Source organism: Pseudomonas sp. ZL2 (assembly GCF_054788455.1).
Genome location: NZ_JBGOGX010000026.1, coordinates 37,223 through 55,475 on the forward strand (window position 1 = coordinate 37,223; position 18,253 = coordinate 55,475).

The 18,253-nt window shown below is 62.6% G+C and carries 16 protein-coding genes; 9 read left to right on the forward strand and 7 right to left on the reverse strand.

Annotated elements, in window-relative coordinates; all coding sequences use genetic code 11:
* Window positions 1–63 precede the first annotated feature (63 nt).
* Window positions 64–813, forward strand: a complete 750-nt coding sequence (cobF, locus tag ABM562_RS17605) for a precorrin-6A synthase (deacetylating) (RefSeq protein WP_115086399.1) — start codon at window positions 64–66, stop codon at window positions 811–813.
* Here cobF and ABM562_RS17610 read toward each other — a convergent pair.
* Together ABM562_RS17610 and ABM562_RS17615 are read right to left on the reverse strand one after the other, a co-directional pair.
* Window positions 779–2,098 carry a glycosyltransferase gene (locus ABM562_RS17610; RefSeq protein ID WP_460422791.1) on the reverse strand — a complete coding sequence of 440 codons (1,320 nt, stop codon included), beginning with the start codon at window positions 2,096–2,098 and terminating at the stop codon, window positions 779–781. The genes cobF and ABM562_RS17610 overlap by 35 nt on opposite strands.
* Window positions 2,099–2,164: 66 nt before the next feature.
* Window positions 2,165–2,530 (reverse strand): response regulator, encoded by a 366-nt coding sequence (locus tag ABM562_RS17615; RefSeq protein ID WP_346617179.1) that lies wholly within the window; start codon window positions 2,528–2,530, stop codon window positions 2,165–2,167.
* A gap of 296 nt (window positions 2,531–2,826) precedes the next feature.
* On the opposite strand from ABM562_RS17615, the gene ABM562_RS17620 reads away from it, so the two are divergent.
* The 7 genes from ABM562_RS17620 to ABM562_RS17650 all read left to right on the forward strand — a co-directional run bounded on the left by ABM562_RS17620 (window position 2,827) and on the right by ABM562_RS17650 (window position 11,851).
* A complete protein-coding gene (locus tag ABM562_RS17620) occupies window positions 2,827–6,315 on the forward strand; it encodes a response regulator (RefSeq protein ID WP_460422793.1) in 3,489 nt (1,162 codons plus the stop codon).
* A complete protein-coding gene (locus tag ABM562_RS17625; protein WP_115086403.1) occupies window positions 6,312–7,133 on the forward strand; it encodes a CheR family methyltransferase in 822 nt (273 codons plus the stop codon). Before ABM562_RS17620 ends, ABM562_RS17625 begins: the two co-directional genes overlap by 4 nt.
* Window positions 7,130–7,705, forward strand: a complete 576-nt coding sequence (locus ABM562_RS17630; RefSeq protein WP_460422795.1) for a chemotaxis protein CheB — start codon at window positions 7,130–7,132, stop codon at window positions 7,703–7,705. The genes ABM562_RS17625 and ABM562_RS17630 overlap by 4 nt, the downstream gene beginning before the upstream one ends.
* Complete coding sequence (locus tag ABM562_RS17635) at window positions 7,699–8,907, forward strand: hybrid sensor histidine kinase/response regulator (RefSeq protein WP_115086405.1); 1,209 nt, start codon at window positions 7,699–7,701, stop codon at window positions 8,905–8,907. Before ABM562_RS17630 ends, ABM562_RS17635 begins: the two co-directional genes overlap by 7 nt.
* Window positions 8,908–8,978: 71 nt before the next feature.
* Window positions 8,979–9,356, forward strand: coding sequence for a response regulator (locus ABM562_RS17640; protein ID WP_115086406.1), 378 nt, complete (start codon window positions 8,979–8,981; stop codon window positions 9,354–9,356).
* A gap of 106 nt (window positions 9,357–9,462) precedes the next feature.
* Window positions 9,463–11,232, forward strand: coding sequence for a PAAR domain-containing protein (locus ABM562_RS17645; protein ID WP_460422797.1), 1,770 nt, complete (start codon window positions 9,463–9,465; stop codon window positions 11,230–11,232).
* Window positions 11,233–11,269: 37 nt separating this feature from the next.
* On the forward strand, window positions 11,270–11,851 hold the full coding sequence (locus tag ABM562_RS17650; RefSeq protein WP_460422815.1) for a DUF2931 family protein: 582 nt from the start codon (window positions 11,270–11,272) through the stop codon (window positions 11,849–11,851).
* A gap of 1 nt (window position 11,852) precedes the next feature.
* On the opposite strand, the gene ABM562_RS17655 is transcribed toward ABM562_RS17650, so the two are convergent.
* From ABM562_RS17655 to ABM562_RS17665, 3 genes are read right to left on the reverse strand one after another with little or no spacing between them, the layout of a single operon-like run.
* Window positions 11,853–12,446, reverse strand: a complete 594-nt coding sequence (locus ABM562_RS17655; protein ID WP_115086409.1) for a TetR/AcrR family transcriptional regulator — start codon at window positions 12,444–12,446, stop codon at window positions 11,853–11,855.
* Between the two features lie 11 nt (window positions 12,447–12,457).
* Complete coding sequence (locus ABM562_RS17660; RefSeq protein ID WP_115086410.1) at window positions 12,458–13,306, reverse strand: 3-hydroxybutyryl-CoA dehydrogenase; 849 nt, start codon at window positions 13,304–13,306, stop codon at window positions 12,458–12,460.
* Window positions 13,307–13,320: 14 nt separating this feature from the next.
* A complete protein-coding gene (locus tag ABM562_RS17665; protein WP_045198067.1) occupies window positions 13,321–14,505 on the reverse strand; it encodes an acetyl-CoA C-acyltransferase family protein in 1,185 nt (394 codons plus the stop codon).
* Between the two features lie 170 nt (window positions 14,506–14,675).
* On the opposite strand from ABM562_RS17665, the gene ABM562_RS17670 reads away from it, so the two are divergent.
* On the forward strand, window positions 14,676–15,707 hold the full coding sequence (locus tag ABM562_RS17670) for an AraC family transcriptional regulator (RefSeq protein WP_134062398.1): 1,032 nt from the start codon (window positions 14,676–14,678) through the stop codon (window positions 15,705–15,707).
* On the opposite strand, the gene ABM562_RS17675 is transcribed toward ABM562_RS17670, so the two are convergent.
* Complete coding sequence (locus ABM562_RS17675; RefSeq protein WP_258579182.1) at window positions 15,676–17,205, reverse strand: catalase; 1,530 nt, start codon at window positions 17,203–17,205, stop codon at window positions 15,676–15,678. The two genes, ABM562_RS17670 and ABM562_RS17675, sit on opposite strands and share 32 nt — an antisense overlap.
* A 161-nt stretch (window positions 17,206–17,366) precedes the next feature.
* On the reverse strand, window positions 17,367–18,251 hold the full coding sequence (locus ABM562_RS17680) for a dihydrodipicolinate synthase family protein (protein WP_115086413.1): 885 nt from the start codon (window positions 18,249–18,251) through the stop codon (window positions 17,367–17,369).
* Window positions 18,252–18,253: the final 2 nt, after the last annotated feature.

Below are 18,253 nucleotides of genomic sequence, written 5' to 3' on the forward strand. Positions count from 1 at the left end.
CGTTGCCATTGTGCTTCGGCCAGCCGACTATAGGGGCTGGCCGGGCCATGGAAGCGACTTGCAATGAAACAACTGCTGTTGATTGGTATCGGGCCGGGCAATCCGCGCCAGATCACCCTTGAAGCCATCGACGGGCTGAACCGTGCCCAGGTGTTCTTCGTGCTCGACAAGGGCGCGGTCAAGGATGAGTTGCTGCAACTGCGCAAGAACATTCTCGAACGTTACATCGATCAACCCGGGTATCGCCTGGTGCAGGTCGATGACCCGCTGCGCGATGGCGCGGCCAGCGACTATGTCGGTGCAGTGCAGGACTGGCACCAGCAGCGTGCGGCGCTGTACGCCAGCCTGATCGAAAACGAACTGGCGGACGGTGAATGTGGCGCTTTCCTGCTGTGGGGCGAGCCGACCCTGTACGACAGTACCCTGCGTATTCTCGATCTGGTGCAGGCCCGAGGCGTGTCACTGGCGCTTGAAGTGATCCCCGGCATCAGCAGCGTGCAGGCCCTGGCCGCCGGCCACCGCATTGCCTTGAACCGTATTGGCGAGCCCCTGACCGTGTTGCCCGGGCGGCGTCTGGCCGAACAGCCGCGCATCGACAACCTGGTGGTCATGCTCGATGGCCAGTGCGCCTTCGCGGCGCTGGATGATCCGCAGTTGCACATCTATTGGGGCGCTTACCTGGGCACGGCGGACCAGATCCTGATTGCCGGGCCGCTGCTCGAGGTCAAGGCGCAGATCCTCGCCGCCCGTGAACAGGCACGGGCGCGCAAGGGCTGGATCATGGACACTTATCTGCTGCGTCGGCCGCTGTAGCCAGGCGATTCTTGGCCTCGATCCACTGGGCCATGTACTGGGTGCTTTTGTGCTGGTGGTGGCGGAGCATGGCGCCGGTGAAGTTGAACAGGCGGTGCTGGTCGAGGTCGGCCAGGGCGTATTCGATGCGTTCGACCAAGGCGTTGGCGTGCTGGCGACGGTCGTAGCGAGCGCTCAACAGCCGGCGCGCGTCCTGCTGCGCCTGGTTCCAGCGCGCTTCGTCGCTGTATAGCGTCGCCGCGGCTTCGGCCAGGCCTTCGGCGGTCTCGGCGATCGCACCGGGCCAGGGCAGGGCGCCGTGCATGGCTTCGGCGCCGATCGGCGTGGTCACGCTGGGCGTGCCGCATTGCATGGCGTCGGTGAGCTTGCCCTTGATCCCGGCGCCAAAGCGCAGGGGGGCCAGGCAGATGCGCGCATTGCTCATCACTTCCAGGGCATCTTCAGCCCAGTTCATGATGTGAAAGCCCTCGGCCGGTTTGTGCAGCGCCGTGGCCTTGGGCGGGGTGTAGGCACCGTAGATGTGCAACTGCGCCTGCGGCAGGCGCCGACGGATCATCGGCCACAGGCTGTTCTTCATCCACAGCACCGCGTCCCAGTTCGGCGCATGGCGGAAGTTGCCGATGCTGAGGAAGTGCGCGCGCTCGGCGAACGGTTTGAACGGCTCGCTGGGCGCGTCGAGCATCAGCGGGCACCAGTGCAGCAGGTGCTCGGGCACGCCGAAGCCGTTGAGCAGCAGGTCGATCTCGACGTCGGAGATCATCAGGCTCAGGTCGCTGCGGTAGATGGCGGCGAGTTCGCGCAGGGTCAGGTCGGCGCTGGCCATCTGCCGATAGAGGTCGGGGCCGGAGGTGTTGAACAGCGCGCGAAAATCATTCGGGTCCAGGCCCTCGATCAGGCGCCGGCGCAGCAGTTGCTGGCGAGCATCGCGCAGGCTTTGCAGGTCGGAGGTTTCCAGCACGCGCAGGGCGTTGGGGCAGTGTTTTTCCACACGCCAGCCGAACTGCTCTTCCATCATGAAACGGTCGAACAGCACGACGTCCGGGGCCAGTTCGCCGACAAAGCGGTCGAAGCTGCTGTCGTTGAGGGTGATGGCCTGCTCGGCGATACCCAGGCTTGCCAGGTCGGCCTTGTGCTCGCCAATGGCTGCAGGGCTGCTGAAGGTGATGCGCCAGCCGCACTGCACGAAGCTTTCAAGGATCTGCATCATGTGCGAACCGGCGGCCGAAGAGCGCGGCTCGGGCCAGACGTAGCCAATGACCAGGACGTTGAGGGCAGGGGCGGACATGGGTATCGGGGACCTTGGCAAAAGCGCGTATTAAAGCAGATTCTGCGCTCCCACCCCCACTCATCCCTAAAAGGCCTGGAGAATACCCTGCACCTTGTCACGCAACTGGTCGATGCTGAACGGCTTGGCGATCTGGTGCAGGTCGGCCGGTACATCGAGGTTGTCGCCATAGCCACTGGCAAACAGCACCGGCAGCGCCGGACGCAGCTCCCGGGCTTTTACTGCCAGGTCCTTGCCGTTCATGTCCGGCAGGCCGACGTCGGTCAGCAGCAAGGCCAGGGATTGTTGCGTGTCTTTCAAAACCTTCAGCGCCGCTTCTGCATCGGCAGCCTGCAGCACCTGATAGCCCAGCTCTTCAAGCACCTCGACCATCAGCATGCGCACGATAGCGTCATCTTCGACGACGAGCAGGGGCTGGGGTGTCTGGGACATTGGGGGATTCCTGTACAAAAGTCTGTTCATTATCTGTAAGCCGGGTGCGCTCCGAAGTTCCCTCTGTGCTGAAAAAAGCCCCCCGAATGAACAGCATAGCGGTCATTGAAAAAGCAGGGAACGTTTGCGCAAGACACCTCTCAAATGCTGGCTAAATGCCCTGCCAGAATGGCCAAAGGCGTTTAGACTCGGAGTAGGGAAGGCTGGCAGAATGGCCGTTCCCACGGAAAATAGAACGATTACTCGAAAAATCCGCCACACTCCTTCGTTTGCTACCTTTGCTCGGGCGTCTTGAGATGATTCAACCAGCCTCAATCGATCAGCGCAGCTTTCGCAAGCTGCTGACCCGCAACATCGGCCTGCCCCTGGGGGTCGGACTGCTCAGTGCGGTGGTGTTCGTCACCATCATCAGCTACCTGCTGGCGGCCATCCAGTGGGTCGAGCACACCGATCGGGTGATCAACAACGCCAACGAGACGGTCAAGCTGTCGATCGACATGGAAACCGGCATGCGCGGCTTCCTGCTCACCGGCGAAGAACGCTTTCTCGATCCCTACGAGGTGGCCAAGCCGCAGGTGGTTGCCGGTATCAAGGGCCTGGAGCAGATGGTGGCGGACAACCCGCAGCAGGTTGACCGCCTGGAGCGCCTGCTCGGTCTGCAGGAAGAGTGGAACACCTTTGCCAGCACCATGATCAGCCTGCGCCGCGACAACGGCAACTTTCGCGAGGCCATTGGCTCGGGAAGGGGCAAGCGCCTGACCGACGAGATCCGCAAGGAGTTCGACGCCTTCATTGCCATGGAGCACCAGCTATGGGTCGCGCGCAACGAAACGGTGAATACCACCACCGTGGTGTCGATTTCCGTCTACCTGGTGTTTGTCATCCTGCTCAGCGGCCTGCTGGCCTACCTGGGCCGCCGCGACCTGCTGGCGTTGTCCAGCAGCTATGCCAGCGGCCTTGAGTCCCAGCAACGTGCCAACCAGCGCCTGGAGCGCCAGGCCTGGCTGCGCACCGGGCAGACCGAACTGGCCGGCCAGGTGTTGGGGCAGTTGACCCTGCCGATGCTCGGCAACAATATCCTGCGCTTTTTTGCCGTCTACCTGGGCAGCGCCGTGGGCGCCCTGTACGCCCGCGACGAACACGGCGGCTTGCGCCGGGTCGCCACCTATGGGCTGTCGGCCGAGCAGGCCGCGCTGGACCGGGTGGTCGGCAGCCAGGAAGGTATTCTGGCCCAGGCCGTCATGCAGGAGCGCCTGCTGCGCCTGGACGATCTGCCGGGCGACTATTTCAAGGTCAGCAGCGGCTTGGGCGAGGGCTTGCCTCGCAGCGTGCTGGTGATGCCGACCAGCAACGATGGGCAGATCAACGGCGTGGTCGAGCTGGGGTTCCTGCGCACCCTGGATGAGCGCGATATCGAGTTCCTGGAACTGGTGGCCGCCAACATGGGGACGTCGATCGAAAGCGCCCGCTACCGTCAGCGCCTGCAGGAGGTATTGGCCGAAACCCAGCAGCTCAACGAAGAGTTGCAGGTGCAGCAGGAAGAGCTGAAAACCGCCAACGAAGAGCTTGAAGAACAGTCGCGGGTGCTCAAGGAGTCCCAGGCCAACCTGGAAACCCAACAGGCCGAACTCGAGCAGACCAACGAGCAACTGGCCGAGCGCACCGAAGCCCTGGCCGAACAGCGCGATGCCCTGGACCGCAAGAACAGCGAGTTGAACCAGGCCCAGGTCGAGCTGCAGGAGCGCGCCGAAGACTTGCAACGCTCGAGCAAGTACAAGTCCGAGTTCCTTGCCAACATGTCCCACGAGCTGCGCACGCCGCTCAACAGTTCGCTGATCCTGGCCAAGCTGCTGGCCGAGAACGCCGAAGAAAACCTCACCGGCGAGCAGGTCAAGTTTGCCGAGTCGATCTATTCGGCGGGCAATGACCTGCTCAACCTGATCAACGATATTCTCGACATCGCCAAGGTCGAGGCCGGCAAACTCGAGGTGCGCCCGGAAACCACCCACGTGGCGCGTCTTGCCGAAGGCCTGCGTAACCTGTTCGAACCACTGGCCGACGAAAAGCACCTGAGCTTCAAGGTCTCGGTCGAGGCGCAGGTGCCGCCAACCCTGTATACCGATCGCCAACGCCTGGAACAGATCCTCAAGAACCTGCTGTCCAATGCGGTCAAGTTCACCGAGCGCGGCGAAGTCAGCCTGAGCGTTGGCTGGCAGGCGGGCAGCGGTATCGTCTTCTCGGTGCGCGACAGCGGCATCGGCATTGCTGCCGACCAGCAGCAGAGCATCTTCGAGGCCTTCCATCAGGCCGATGGCACCACCAACCGTCGTTATGGCGGTACTGGCCTGGGCTTGTCGATCTCGCGCGACCTGGCGCAGTTGCTCGGTGGCCAGATCAGCGTCGACAGCAGCCTGGGCAAGGGCAGCGTGTTCAGCCTGGTCCTGCCGGAGCGCTACGAGCCGATTGTCGAGCAACGCCCGGCGGCGATCGTTCATCAGCCGGCGCTGGTGGTCGCAGCACCCGTGCCGGAAGTGGTGCCAGCACCGGCGCCACGCCAGACGCCAAGCTTCGCCGACGACCGCGACAAGGCACCCTTCAGCAACCGCTGCATCCTGGTGATCGAGGACGAGCCGAATTTCGCCCGCATCCTCTACGACCTGGCCCATGAGCTGGGCTACAGCTGCCTCGTCGCGCAGGCCGCCGACGAAGGCTTCGAACTGGCGGCAAGCTTCATTCCCGATGCGGTGCTGCTGGACATGCGCCTGCCGGACCATTCCGGCCTGACCGTGCTGCAACGGCTCAAGGAGCAGGCCAGCACCCGGCACATTCCGGTGCATGTGATCTCGGTCGAGGACCGGGTCGAGGCGGCGTTGCACATGGGCGCCATCGGCTATGCGGTCAAGCCGGCGACCCGCGAGGAACTCAAGCAGGTGTTCGCCCGCCTGGAGGCCAAGCTGACCCAGAAGCTCAAGCACATCCTGCTGGTCGAGGATGACGACCTGCAGCGCGAAAGCATCGCCCGCCTGATCGGCGACGAAGACATCGAGATCACCGCCGTAGGCATGGCCCAGCAGGCCTTGGACCTGCTGCGCGAGAACATCTATGACTGCATGATCATTGACCTCAAACTGCCGGACATGCTTGGCAACGAGCTGCTCAAGCGCATGTCCGACGACGACATCCGCGCGTTCCCGCCGGTGATCGTCTACACCGGGCGCAACCTGACCCGCGAAGAAGAAGCCGACCTGCTCAAGTACTCGCGCTCGATCATCATCAAGGGCGCGCGCTCACCCGAGCGCCTGCTCGATGAAGTCACGCTTTTTCTGCACAAAGTCGAATCCAAGCTGTCCCATGAAAGGCAGCGCATGCTCAAGACCGCGCGCAGCCGCGACAAGGTCTTCGAGGGGCGCAAGTTGCTGCTGGTGGATGACGACGTGCGTAACATCTTTGCCCTGACCAGCGCCCTGGAACACAAGGGCGCGATCGTCGAGATCGGGCGCAATGGCCGCGAAGCCATCGAGCGCCTGGAACAGCACGAGGACATCGACCTGGTGCTGATGGACGTGATGATGCCGGAGATGGACGGCTATGAGGCCACCCGTTTGATCCGCAAGGACCCGCGCTGGCGCAAGCTGCCGATCATCGCCGTCACCGCCAAGGCGATGAAGGATGACCAGGAGCGTTGCCTGCAAGCCGGGGCCAACGACTATCTCGCCAAGCCCATCGACCTTGACCGTCTGTTCTCGCTGATCCGTGTCTGGCTGCCGCAACTGGAGCGAATTTGAGTATCGAACGCAACACCGACATTGAAATCCGGCTGCTGATCGAGGCGATCTACCTCAAGTACAGCTATGACTTTCGCGATTACTCCGGCGCCTCGATCAAGCGCCGGATCCAGCACGCACTGCGCCAGTTCGACTGCAAGACGGTGTCGGCCCTGCAGGAGCGGGTGTTGCACGATCCGGGCATGTTCATGCAGTTGCTGCAGTTCCTGACCATCCCGGTCAGCGAGATGTTCCGCGACCCCGAGCACTTTCTCGCGGTGCGCCAGGAAGTGGTGCCGCTGCTGCGCACCTGGCCTTCGATCAAGATCTGGATCGCCGGTTGCAGTACCGGCGAAGAGGTCTATTCGATGGCCATCCTGCTGCGCGAAGAAGGCTTGCTGGAACGCACCATCATCTACGCCACCGACATCAATCCCAGCTCCCTGGAGAAGGCCAAGCAGGGCATCTACAGCATGCAGAACATGCGCCTGTATGCCGAGAACTACCGCAAGGCCGGGGGCCGCGGCGAGCTCAGCGACTACTACACCTCGGCCTATGGCAATGCCATCGTCGACAGCAGCCTGCGCGACAACGTGACCTTCGCCGACCACAGCCTGGCCACCGACAGCGTATTCTCCGAAACCCAGTTGATCTCCTGCCGCAATGTGCTGATCTACTTCAACAAGGCCCTGCAGGACCGTGCCTTCGGCCTGTTCCACGAGTCGCTGTGCCATCGCGGTTTTCTGGTCCTGGGCAGCAAGGAAACCCTGGATTTCTCGGCCTATGCCGACCAGTTCGAGGCGCTGGTCAAGCCCGAACGGATCTACCGTAAATCATGAAGGGGGTCCAGGCGATTACCCTTGGTGCCTCGGCGGGGGGCGTCAGCGCCTTGCTTGCGGTGTTCCAGGCCTTGCCGCCGGCGTTTCGCATTCCGCTGGTGTGCGTGCTGCATCTGCCGGATGATCGCCACAGCCACCTGGCCGAGGTCTTTGCCCGCAGGCTCAAGCGTCCGGTGCGTGAAGCCCGTGACAAGGAAGACATCGCGCCCGGCTCCATTTATGTGGCGGGCCCCGGCTACCACCTGTCAGTGGAGCGCGACCATAGCCTGTCCCTGAGCCAGGAGGAGCGCGTGCATTTTTCCCGGCCCTCGATCGACGTTCTGTTCGAGTCGGCGGCTGATGCCTATGGCCCGGGCTTGCTCGGTGTACTACTGACCGGCGCCAATGAAGACGGTGCTCGTGGCCTTGCATCGATCAAGCGCCAAGGTGGCCGGACCATTATCCAGGACCCCCATGAGGCGCAAGTGTCGACCATGCCGCGCGCGGCACTGGCTCTGCACCAGCCCGATTACATACTCCCTTTGAATGGCATCGGGCAATTGCTCGCCAGCCTGGAAGCCCCTGAATGCTAAGCCACATCCATGCAAAACTGCTGATCGTCGACGACCTGCCGGAGAACCTGCTGGCCCTGGACGCGTTGATCAAGGGCGAAGACCGCGAGGTGCACCAGGCTCAGTCCGCCGACCAGGCCCTGGCACTGTTGCTCGAGCACGAGTTCGCCCTGGCTATCCTCGACGTGCAGATGCCCGGCATGAACGGCTTCGAACTGGCCGAGCTGATGCGCGGCACCGAGAAGACCAAGAATATCCCGATTGTCTTTGTCAGCGCCGCCGGGCGCGAGATGAACTACGCCTTCAAGGGCTACGAAAGCGGCGCGGTGGACTTCCTGCACAAGCCGCTGGACAGCCTGGCGGTGAAAAGCAAGGTGGCGGTGTTCGTCGACCTGTTTCGCCAGCGCAAGGCCCTCGGCCAGCAACTGGAAGCTCTCGAACGCAGCCGCGAAGAACAGGAACTGCTGCTGGCGCAGTTGCAGGTGACCCGCCGCGAACTGGAACACGCGGTGCGCATGCGCGATGACTTCATGTCGATCGTCTCCCATGAGGTGCGTACGCCCCTGAACGGCCTGATCCTGGAAACCCAGCTGCGCAAGCTGCACCTGGCCAAGGACAACGCCGATGCCTTTACCCTGGACAAGATGCGCGCCATGGTCGAGCGCGACGAGCGGCAGATCAACAGCCTGATCCGCCTGATCGAGGACATGCTCGACGTGTCGCGGATCCGCACCGGCAAGCTGTCGATCCGCCCCAGTCAGTTCGACCTGGGGCAACTGGTGGGCGGCTTGATCGAGAACTTCGAAGCCCAGGCGGCGGCTGCCGAGTCACGCATCGAGTTCGAGGCGGGCGTGCCGCTGGCAGGTGTCTGGGACGAGTTTCGGATCGAACAGGTGGTCGCCAACCTGCTGACCAATGCCCTGCGCTACGGGGCGAAAAGCCCGGTGCAGGTGCGCACCTTCGAGCAAGGCGGCATGGCCTGTGTCGAGGTGCGTGACCACGGCATCGGCATCAGCGAGCACAACCAGCAACGGATCTTCCAGCAGTTCGAACGGGTCGCTTCCAGCCAGAGCAGTGCAGGCCTTGGCCTTGGCCTGTACATCTCCGAGCAGATCGTCCTGGCCCATGGCGGCGGCATCAGCGTGCACAGCGTCGAAGGCGAGGGTGCGACTTTTACCGTGTGTCTGCCGTTGCCGCAGTCACTGCGAGAAAATGACCGGTAGCAGGCAACCTCTGCATGAGGCCGGGGTCATACTGCGATGTAACCAAACGATTTATAGAACAAGGCATTGGCATGAGTGAAGATGCGCAAGACGTAGTACTGGTGGTCGAAGACGAACCGGTGATTCGCATGATTCTCGAGGACTACCTCAAGGGTGAGGGTTACCACGTGCTGGTGGCGGAGAACGGTGAGCAAGCCTTCAAGATTCTGGCAAGCAAGCCGCACCTGGACCTGATTGTCACCGATTTTCGTTTGCCGGGAGGGATCTCCGGGGTGCAGATCGCCGAACCTGCGGTCAAGATGCGCCCGGACCTTAAGGTGATTTTCATCAGCGGCTATCCGGCGGAAATCCGCGAATCAGGCAGCCCGATCGCCTTCAAGGCGCCGATCCTGGCCAAGCCCTTTGATCTGGACAGCTTGCGTGACCAGATTCAGGAGCAATTGCGCTAGGAGCCTGCTGACACTTCCCACGCCATCGAGCATGGGTGGCTGATGTTCCCCACCGTGCAAAAAGCGTCCGATAACATCCTTGTGAGTCGCCACAGGGAATCGGCGCATGCGCTTTATCGTTCGCAAAGGAGACGCCACCAGCACCGGTGGTGAAGTACGCGGCGGCTGCGCAAAGCATCCGCTTGGCGGTCGGCCCATCGCACGCATGGGCGACCCGGTCTATTGCCCTCGCTGCCAGCGTACCGGCGAAATTGCCCAGGGCAACCCGGCCTACAAGGTAAGCGGCCAACCGGTGGCCGGCGAAGGTCACCTGGTGCGCTGCGCCTGCCCCTATGGCAGCCACACGCTGATCGCCAGCCAACAGCGGGCGCGCATGGGCTTGACCACCACCGGGCGATCGCTGCCGCCGGCAATTGCCCTCGAAGAAGAGGAGGAAGAAGTCGAGGTAGACGATGGCGTCACCCTGCGCATCGGCGTGTTCTTTGATGGCACGGGCAACAACCTGGCCAACAGCGCCACCGTCGCCCAGTGCTTTGCCCGGGATGTAGAACTGGAAGAAGAGGCCGAAGAAGTGCGTCGCCATTGCGCCAGGTATGGCTATGACGGGCAGGGGAATGTGCCGGATAACAGCTATGGCAATGATATGACCAATGTGGCGCGGTTGTATGAGTTGTATCAGGATCGGGTGCTGGGTGGAGAGCAGCAGGGCAGGCGCCGGGATGTACTCAAGGTCTACATCGACGGTATAGGCACTACCGCAGGTCAACAGGACTCGGCGTTAAGTCAGGCAACCGGACGTTACTCCGGGGGTGTTGTCGCTCGTGCTGAAGAGGCCCATCAGAGAGTACTGGACCAGATAAGAGCATGGCTTAGTGTCGTTTCACAGGCACGCATCATTCGCCTGGAGTTCGATCTTTTTGGCTTTAGTCGAGGCGCGGCCGCAGCCCGTCACTTTGCCAACGATTTGGCCAAGGGTGGCAAAAGTCACCTGGCGCAAATCTGGCCCAGGCATATGGAGGTGTTTTGCGATCAGTTTGATTGGAACACACGCCGAAGCCTTGGCATCAACTTTATTGGCTTGTTTGATTCTGTGGCGGCCATCGTGTCGGTACTTGAAGGGAATTTCAGCCCGGCTAATGCCCGCTACTCCGGTGTCAACATGCGACTCGCGCCGGGCGGTGCGAAAAAGGTTGTGCAGTTGGTGGCGCGAGACGAGCGACGCAAGAACTTCCCGCTGACACGAACAGATAACGACATTGTCGTCCCCGGCGCCCACTCGGACGTGGGCGGAGGTTACTTGCCGCGGATGCGAGAGAAGGTTCTGCTGACGCGTCCGCGTAGCAGTACCGAGTTGCGAGGCGTGCCCGATGAGCGAAGCCAGGCTTACCTGAACGTTCAGGAGGATTACCTGCGTAATCGGCTTGTTTGGGAGGGGCTGAATTTACAGGTCGACATCATTGTCTGGTCCATCGACCTACCGTTTTTACCCAATCGTGACATCTCTCCACAGAAGCGGGTGTATGCGTTCCTACGCTGTGAGCGGGAGGTGCTGGCGGATCTTTCCCTTGCGTATCTACGCGTCATGCGCGAGTTGGCCATCCGTGAAGGGGTGCCGTTCAACGAGATTCGAGAGCAGAAGGCATGGGTGCTTCCGGACGAGCTACAAGGGATAACACGCAAGTTAATGGCTTATGCCGTGGGTGACACCAACAGCCCTGAACTTGTTTGGGAGGAAGAGAAGTTACTTCGGACCAAGTACATCCACTTGTCGGCACATTGGAATCCAGCGGGCTATCCCATCAGAGATAGTGCTGATGTGATGTTTATCCATCGTCCCAATGACAGCGGCAAACGTAGCGTATACCCCAATGAGTAGAAGACTTCGAACAGCGCTACTTTGTGTTTTCTTGATCATGACCGGTTGTGCCAAACGAGGTGTATCTCATCTGCCGTATGACGCCTGGTACCTGGGTTTTGTGGCGCCCACCCACATGGCCGTCTGGATAGAGGCCGCTGATGTTCTGGATGTTCGCGATCGGGGATTCTGGAGGGTAATGGGCGGGGGAGCCAGGATGGACTTTTCGCACAGACCTGAGGATGGCTGGTCTGTACGTACCGGTGTTGGCTCGGGGAAGTACATGAGCGGCAGTAATCTGCCCAAGATGATCCGTGTTCGATGGCAGTCGCTGGCTGAAATGAAAACCTACGACGTGATCATCGAGATACCGGAATCCGCTCGCAAAACCATGTTGACATCGGATAGGGTCTATTGCCGATTGGACGGCAAGGTGGTTGCTCAGTATCGCAACTACCTTACCATCGGCCTGGCCCCAGGCGGCATCGCCCAGGCCTGGCTACGGGGTGTTTGTCTGGACCGCATCCAGATCACACGCGCAGTCGGTCGCAGCGTGCCATCGGACGACAGTTATCTACCACTGGAACCCGAGTCCCAAACCTACATCGACACCCATGGCATCCCCTACGGCGCCTGGTGACTCAGGCCATCGAGTTCAGGCTTTCACCGCGCAGGGTTCGCTCGATCCCGCCCAGGAGCATGCTTTCCATTAGCGCCAGGCCCTGGGCCTGGGGCAGTTGTGAGGTTTGCAGCCAGCCGGGCAGGCTGTTGAGCAGGTTGGCGATGACATGGGCGGTGGCTTGCAATGCCTTGCCGCGCAGGGTTGCCTTGGGCACCAGCAGACGCAGCAGGGCGCCTTCATACTGGTGACGCAGTTGGCCGATGCGCGCCTGTTGCTCGATACTCAAACAACACAGGTCACGCTCGGCCAGTCGAAACTGCAACGGCCGCTCAGCATGCAAGCTCCAGTGGGCGGCAATCACTTCGCCCAGGGTCTGCTGCTGGCTGCGCCGCCCCGGGTTAAGGGTCGCAAGCAGCTCTTCGAACAACTCCTCGATCAGATCGAACAGCAAGTGCTGCTTGCTCGGAAAGTGGTGGTACAAGGAGCCTGCCGTCAGCCCCAGGTGGGCGGCCAGTTCACGCATGCTGACCTGGCCGAAACCCTTCTCGGCGAACAGTTCCAGGGCCTTGTCACGCCGCTCTTCAAAGTTCGCACAGCGCAAAGCGGCGTCCATGGCAGGGCTCCCTAGTAGGTGAAGAAACCGCGACCGCTCTTGCGCCCCAGGTAGCCGGCGGCAACCATTTCCTTGAGCAGCGGAGCAGGGCGATATTTGCTGTCGTTGTAGCCTTCGTGGAAGGCCTCGATGATCGCCAGCAGGGTGTCCAGGCCGATCAGGTCGGCCAGGGCCAGCGGGCCGATCGGCTGGTTGCAGCCCAGGCGCATGCCGGTGTCGATGTCTTCGGCGCTGGCCAGGCCTTCCTGGAGCACGAAGATCGCTTCGTTGATCATCGGCACCAGAATGCGGTTGACCACAAAGCCCGGGCGGTTGCCGGCGCTGATCGGCGTCTTGCCGACCTTTTCGGTCAGGGCCAGGGCCTTGGCGTAGGTGGCATCATTGGTTTGCAGGCCGCGGATGATCTCGACCAGGGCCATCATCGGCACCGGGTTGAAGAAGTGCACGCCAATGAAGCGCTCAGGCTGGCTGACCGCCGCGCCCAACTGGGTGATCGACAGCGAAGAAGTGTTGGTGGCAATCACGCACTGGTCGCTGACGCTGGCGGCGATCTGCTTGAGGATGCGCAGCTTCAGGTCGAGGTTCTCGGTGGCAGCCTCGATCACCAGCTCGGCCTGTTGCAGTTGCGCGTAGTCGGTGCTGGTGCGGATGCGCGCCACGGCGGCCTCGGCATCTTCAGCGGCCAGGGTCTGCTTGCTGACCTGACGCTCGAGGTTCTTGCGCAGGGTGGCTACACCACGCTCGAGGGCGGCGTCGGAGACATCGATCAGGGTCACCTGGTAACCGGCCACCGCACACACCTGGGCAATGCCGTTGCCCATGGTGCCAGCGCCGATCACCGCAATATTCTCAATACTCACCTTGTACTCCTTGCTCAGACGCGTTCGAAGACGATGGCGATACCCTGGCCACCGCCGATGCACATGGTTGCCAGGGCGTAACGGCCCTGGATGCGCTGCAGTTCATGAATGGCCTTGGTGGCGATGATCGCCCCGGTGGCGCCGACCGGGTGGCCGAGGGAAATGCCCGAACCGTTGGGGTTGACCTTTTCCGGGTCGAAGCCCAGTTCACCGGCGACGGCGCAGGCTTGCGCGGCGAAGGCTTCGTTGGACTCGATCACGTCGAGGTCGGCAACGCTCAGGCCGGCCTTGTCGAGTACCTTGCGGGTCGCCGGTACCGGGCCCAGGCCCATCAGCTCCGGCTCGACGCCAGCGTGCGCGTAGGCCACCAGGCGGGCCAAGGGCTGCAGGTTATGGCGTTTGACGAAGTCACCGGTGGCCAGCACCAGGGCACCGGCGCCGTCGTTCAGGCCGCTGGCGTTGCCGGCGGTGACCGTGCCGTCTTTCTTGAATACAGCCTTCATGCCGGCCAACTGCTCGGCAGTCACCTCGCCACGCACGTGCTCATCGACTTCGAAGCGTACCGGGCCTTTGCGGCTGGGAATCTCGATCGGCACGATCTGGCTGGCGAAGCGGCCCTCGGCGATGGCGCGGGCAGCGCGGCGCTGGCTGGTCAGGGCCAGTTCGTCCTGCATCTGCCGGGTGATGCCATTGCGTTCGGCAACGTTCTCGGCAGTGATACCCATATGGAAGCCGGCGAAGGGGTCGTGGAGGATGCCGAGCATGTAGTCGATACCCTGCAGATCACCCATGCGCGCGCCCCAGCGGGCTTGCGGCAGCAGGTAAGGGCCGCGGCTCATGGATTCGGCGCCCGCGGCGACGACTGCTTCAGCGTCGCCCAGCAGCAGGCTTTGCGCCGCCGAAACGATGGCCTGCAGGCCCGAGCCGCACAGGCGGTTGACGTTGAATGCCGGGGTCTCCTTGGGGATGCCGGCATTCATTGCCGCGACCCGCGCCAGGTAGGCGTCGCGCGCCTCGGTAGGGATTACGTTGCCCATGACCACATGGCCGATCTGCTCAGGCGCCACGCCTGCGCGTTCGATGGCGGCGCGGGTCACGCTGCTGGCCAGGTCCGCCAGGGGCAGGTCCTTGAGGGCGCCGCCGAAGCTGCCGATGGCCGAGCGTACGGCGCTGACTACATAGATGTCCGGGGTATTCATGAGCGACTCCAGTGTGCGAAAGCGTGGCGGGGCAGGGCCGGCGTCTGCCAGAATGCTGCCCACAGCCACCTTCAGGTTGGCTTTGAGTCTAGGCAAAGCCTGCGCGCGGGCCTATGCCATAACTGTCCAGTGACACTGGTATTTTTTGCCACACCCTTGCGGAAACCGCCATGCGGGAAAACGATACAGTCGCCGTTTATTTCGTTCGTACCATGCTCCATGCTTTGCGCGCCCAGCCTGAGCGGGCGGCCGCGTTGCTGGCCGAGGCCGGTATCGATCAGGCGGTCTTGGAGTCGTCCGTTGCGCGCGTACCGGCGCCGGCGTTTGCGCGACTGTGGTTGCTGCTGATCGAAGCATTGAACGACGAGTTCTTCAACCTCGACAGCCATGGCATGCCCCAGGGCAGCTTTGCCCTCATCTGCCGGGGGCTGATCCAGGAGCCGACCCTGGAAAAGGCCCTGCGCCAGTGCCTGAACAACTTTGCGCTGTTCCTGCGCGATATTCGCGGGCAGTTGACGATCAAGGGCGGGCGCGCGGTGATCAGCCTGCGCACCGGCATCGAAGATCCGCTGACCCGGGTGTACGCCGAAGAAACCTTCCTCGCCCTGGTGATCAGCCTGCTGTGCTGGCTGGCCGGGCGACGCATCGTGATCGACCGCACGGCGCTGGCCGACACGCGCCCGGCCCAGGAGGATGACCCATTGCTGTGGGGCGCCAACGTGCAACTGGGCAGTGGCCGTACCGAGATCGAGTTTGCTGCCGATTACCTGCGCTTGCCGGTGGTCCAGGACCTGGCGGCGCTTAAGACCTTCCTGCGCAGCGCCCCGCAATGGCTGGTGATTCGCTACCGCAACCAGAATGGCCAGGTGGCCCAGGTGTATCGCTACCTGCGCGCCCGCCAGTATGGCCAGTGGCCGACCCTGCTGGCCATGGCCGAACGCCAGGGCCTGAGCCCCAGCAGCTTTCGCCGCCAACTGGAGCGTGAGGGCCGCTCGTACCAGCAGATCAAGGACGAGGTGCGCCGGGCCATGGCGTTCGAATGCCTGCGCCAGACGCACCTGAGTATTGCCGAAGTCGCCGAGCACACCGGTTTCCAGGAGCCCAGTGCGTTTCACCGAGCGTTCAAGAAGTGGACCGGCGAGAGCCCCGGCAGTTACCGCCAGCGCATGCTCAGTCCTGCAGCTGCGCCGCCAGTTGCTTGACCCTGACCAGGTCGCCACCGGCAACCTTGGCCACCCCCTTGCCATACTCCGGGTCGGCCTTGTACAGGTACGAGAGGATGGTGTGCTTGCTTTCGTCATCGCTGCTGGCCAGCGACTGGCCGAAGCTGTTGATCAGGTCGCGGCGGTTTTTGCTGTCGTAAGAACGGAACAGCTCGCCAGCCTGCCTGAAGTTCTGCTGACGCTCGATGCCCTGTTGCTGGGTACTGCCGCTCAAGGGCAACGGGCTGTAGCGCGCTGACTCGGTCGACGGGCGCGGCATCAGGCGGCTGGGCTCGTAATTGACCCCGCCGACCGTGCGCGACGCATTCAGGGCGCCATCCTGGTTGCCGTTGTTGACCTTGACCCTGGGCTGGTTGATCGGCAAGCCGGCGGCGTTGGCGCCAACCCGGTACATCTGGGTGTCGGCATAAGAGAACAGCCGGCCCTGTAGCAGGCGGTCTTCCGAGGGCTCGATGCCCGGAATCAGGTTCGAAGGCGCCAGCGCCACCTGTTCGGTTTCCTGGAAGTAGTTGCCGACATTGCGCTTGAGCACCATCTGCCCGACTTTGCGCTCAGGTACCCCTGGCCAGATCTTGGTAGGGTCCAGCGGATCGAAGTCAAAACCTGCCAGTTGCTCGGGCTTGAGGGTCTGGATATACAGGTCCCACTTCGGATGGTCGCCGCGGTTGATGGAATTGACCAGGTCGGTGGTCATGTGGCTGAAGTCATGGCCCTGCAGCTTGGCCACTTCGCCGGGGTTGAGGTTCTTCTGACCTTGCAAGGTTTTCCAGCGGAACTTCACGTAGGTGGTTTCGCCATCCCTGTTGACGAACTTGTAGGCGTGAACACTGTTGCCGTCCATGTGCCGGTAGCTCAGTGGCGTGCCTTCGTTGGAGTAGAGCAGGGTCAGGGTGCGGGTGGCTTCGGGCATATGCGAGAGCAGGTCGAAGCGCCGGGCGTCGTTGCCCAGGTTGGTGCGCGGGTCGGGCTTGAAGGCGTGGACCATGTCGGGGAACTTGATCGCATCGCGGATGAAGAAGGTCGGGAAGTTGTTGCCGACCAGGTCCCAGTTGCCATCGGCGGTGTAAAAACGGGTGGCAAAACCGCGCGGGTCGCGCAGGGTTTCTGGTGAATGCAGGCCGTGCACCACCGAAGAGAAGCGCACGAACACCGGGGTTCGCTCCCCCGGGGTGAACACCTTGGCCCGGGTCAGCTCGGAAATGTCGCTGGAGGCGATGAACTCGCCATGGGCACCGGTACCGCGGGCATGAACGACACGCTCAGGTATGCGCTCGCGGTCGAAGCGCTGAAGCTTCTGGATCAACTGCACATCCTGCAGCAGGGCGGGGCCAGTGCCGCCGGCAGTCTGCGAGTTCTGGTTGTCGCCTACCGGGGCGCCGTTGTCGCGGGTCAGCGGAGCGGCGAGGGCGCTGCTGGCAATCAGCACGGCCGAGGCGAGTATGCCCAATGTGTAGCCTGAAAAACTGCGGGTGCTCATGATGACTGTCCTGTCATGGAAGGGGAGCAGCCGATGATAGAAACGACGGGACAGTGTACCCAGATGGGTTTTCATTACGCGGCGTCAGACTTCTCCCTAACTGGCTGGCGACTATGGGGGGGGACCCGACACTGCCTCAGTGCCGGGTTGCTGCAGCGCCGCTACGGCATTTGCTTGAGCAACTGCTGCAAGCGCGCCTGGCCTGCAGTGTCGAGGGCGAATACCGGCCGCCGCGGTTCACCCACCGGCAAACCGGTCATGCCCAGCCCGGCCTTGATGGTTGCCGGCAGGCCACCCTTGAGGATGAACTCCAACAGTGGCAGTTGACGGTAGAACACCGCCTTGGCCGCGTTCAGGTCGTTGGCCTGCACGGCCTGGTACAGCTGCTGGTTCAGCGTGGGGATCAGGTTCGGTGCGGCGGTGCACCAGCCGCTGGCGCCGGCCACGAATGCCTCCAGGGCCAACGGGTTGCAACCGTTGTAGAACGGTACCTTGCCCTCGCCGAGCAACTGCAGCTTGTGCATGCGCTGGATGTCGCCGGTGCTCTCCTTGACCATGGTGACGTTCTCGACCTCGCGCACGATGCGCAGGATCAGCTCCACCGACATGTCGGTACCGCTGGTGGCCGGGTTGTTGTAGAGCATGATCGGCAGCTTGATGCTGGCGCCAATCGCTCGGTAGTGCTCGAAAATCTCCGCTTCGGTGAGCTTCCAGTAGGCCGCCGGCAGCACCATCACCGCATCGGCGCCGTGTTCCTGGGCAAAGCGCGCACGGCGAATGGCGCCGGCGGTGGTCAGGTCGGAGACGCTGACGATGGTCGGTACCCGCCCGGCAATGTGGCGCAGGCTGAACGCGGCCACCTGTTGCCATTCCAGGTCGCTCAGGTAGGCGCCTTCGCCGGTGCTGCCGAGGGGGGCGATGGCATGCACGCCGCCGTCGATCAGGCGGTCGATCGAGCGGCCGAGGGCGTCGAGGTCAAGCTGCTCGCCGTCGGCACTGAACGGGGTGATGGTGTAGCCGATGATGCCGTGAAAAGTCTTGGACATGA

Excerpts from the sequence above, each read along its gene's own strand:
- cobF (WP_115086399.1), top strand. The coding sequence starts at position 64 with ATGAAACAACTGCTGTTGATTGGTATCGGGCCGGGCAATCCGCGCCAG.
- ABM562_RS17610 (WP_460422791.1), bottom strand. The coding sequence starts at position 2,098 with ATGTCCGCCCCTGCCCTCAACGTCCTGGTCATTGGCTACGTCTGGCCC.
- ABM562_RS17615 (WP_346617179.1), bottom strand. The coding sequence starts at position 2,530 with ATGTCCCAGACACCCCAGCCCCTGCTCGTCGTCGAAGATGACGCTATC.
- ABM562_RS17620 (WP_460422793.1), top strand. The coding sequence starts at position 2,827 with ATGATTCAACCAGCCTCAATCGATCAGCGCAGCTTTCGCAAGCTGCTG.
- ABM562_RS17630 (WP_460422795.1), top strand. The coding sequence starts at position 7,130 with ATGAAGGGGGTCCAGGCGATTACCCTTGGTGCCTCGGCGGGGGGCGTC.
- ABM562_RS17635 (WP_115086405.1), top strand. The coding sequence starts at position 7,699 with ATGCTAAGCCACATCCATGCAAAACTGCTGATCGTCGACGACCTGCCG.
- ABM562_RS17640 (WP_115086406.1), top strand. The coding sequence starts at position 8,979 with ATGAGTGAAGATGCGCAAGACGTAGTACTGGTGGTCGAAGACGAACCG.
- ABM562_RS17645 (WP_460422797.1), top strand. The coding sequence starts at position 9,463 with ATGCGCTTTATCGTTCGCAAAGGAGACGCCACCAGCACCGGTGGTGAA.
- ABM562_RS17650 (WP_460422815.1), top strand. The coding sequence starts at position 11,270 with ATGACCGGTTGTGCCAAACGAGGTGTATCTCATCTGCCGTATGACGCC.
- ABM562_RS17655 (WP_115086409.1), bottom strand. The coding sequence starts at position 12,446 with ATGGACGCCGCTTTGCGCTGTGCGAACTTTGAAGAGCGGCGTGACAAG.
- ABM562_RS17665 (WP_045198067.1), bottom strand. The coding sequence starts at position 14,505 with ATGAATACCCCGGACATCTATGTAGTCAGCGCCGTACGCTCGGCCATC.
- ABM562_RS17670 (WP_134062398.1), top strand. The coding sequence starts at position 14,676 with ATGCGGGAAAACGATACAGTCGCCGTTTATTTCGTTCGTACCATGCTC.
- ABM562_RS17675 (WP_258579182.1), bottom strand. The coding sequence starts at position 17,205 with ATGAGCACCCGCAGTTTTTCAGGCTACACATTGGGCATACTCGCCTCG.
- ABM562_RS17680 (WP_115086413.1), bottom strand. The coding sequence starts at position 18,251 with ATGTCCAAGACTTTTCACGGCATCATCGGCTACACCATCACCCCGTTC.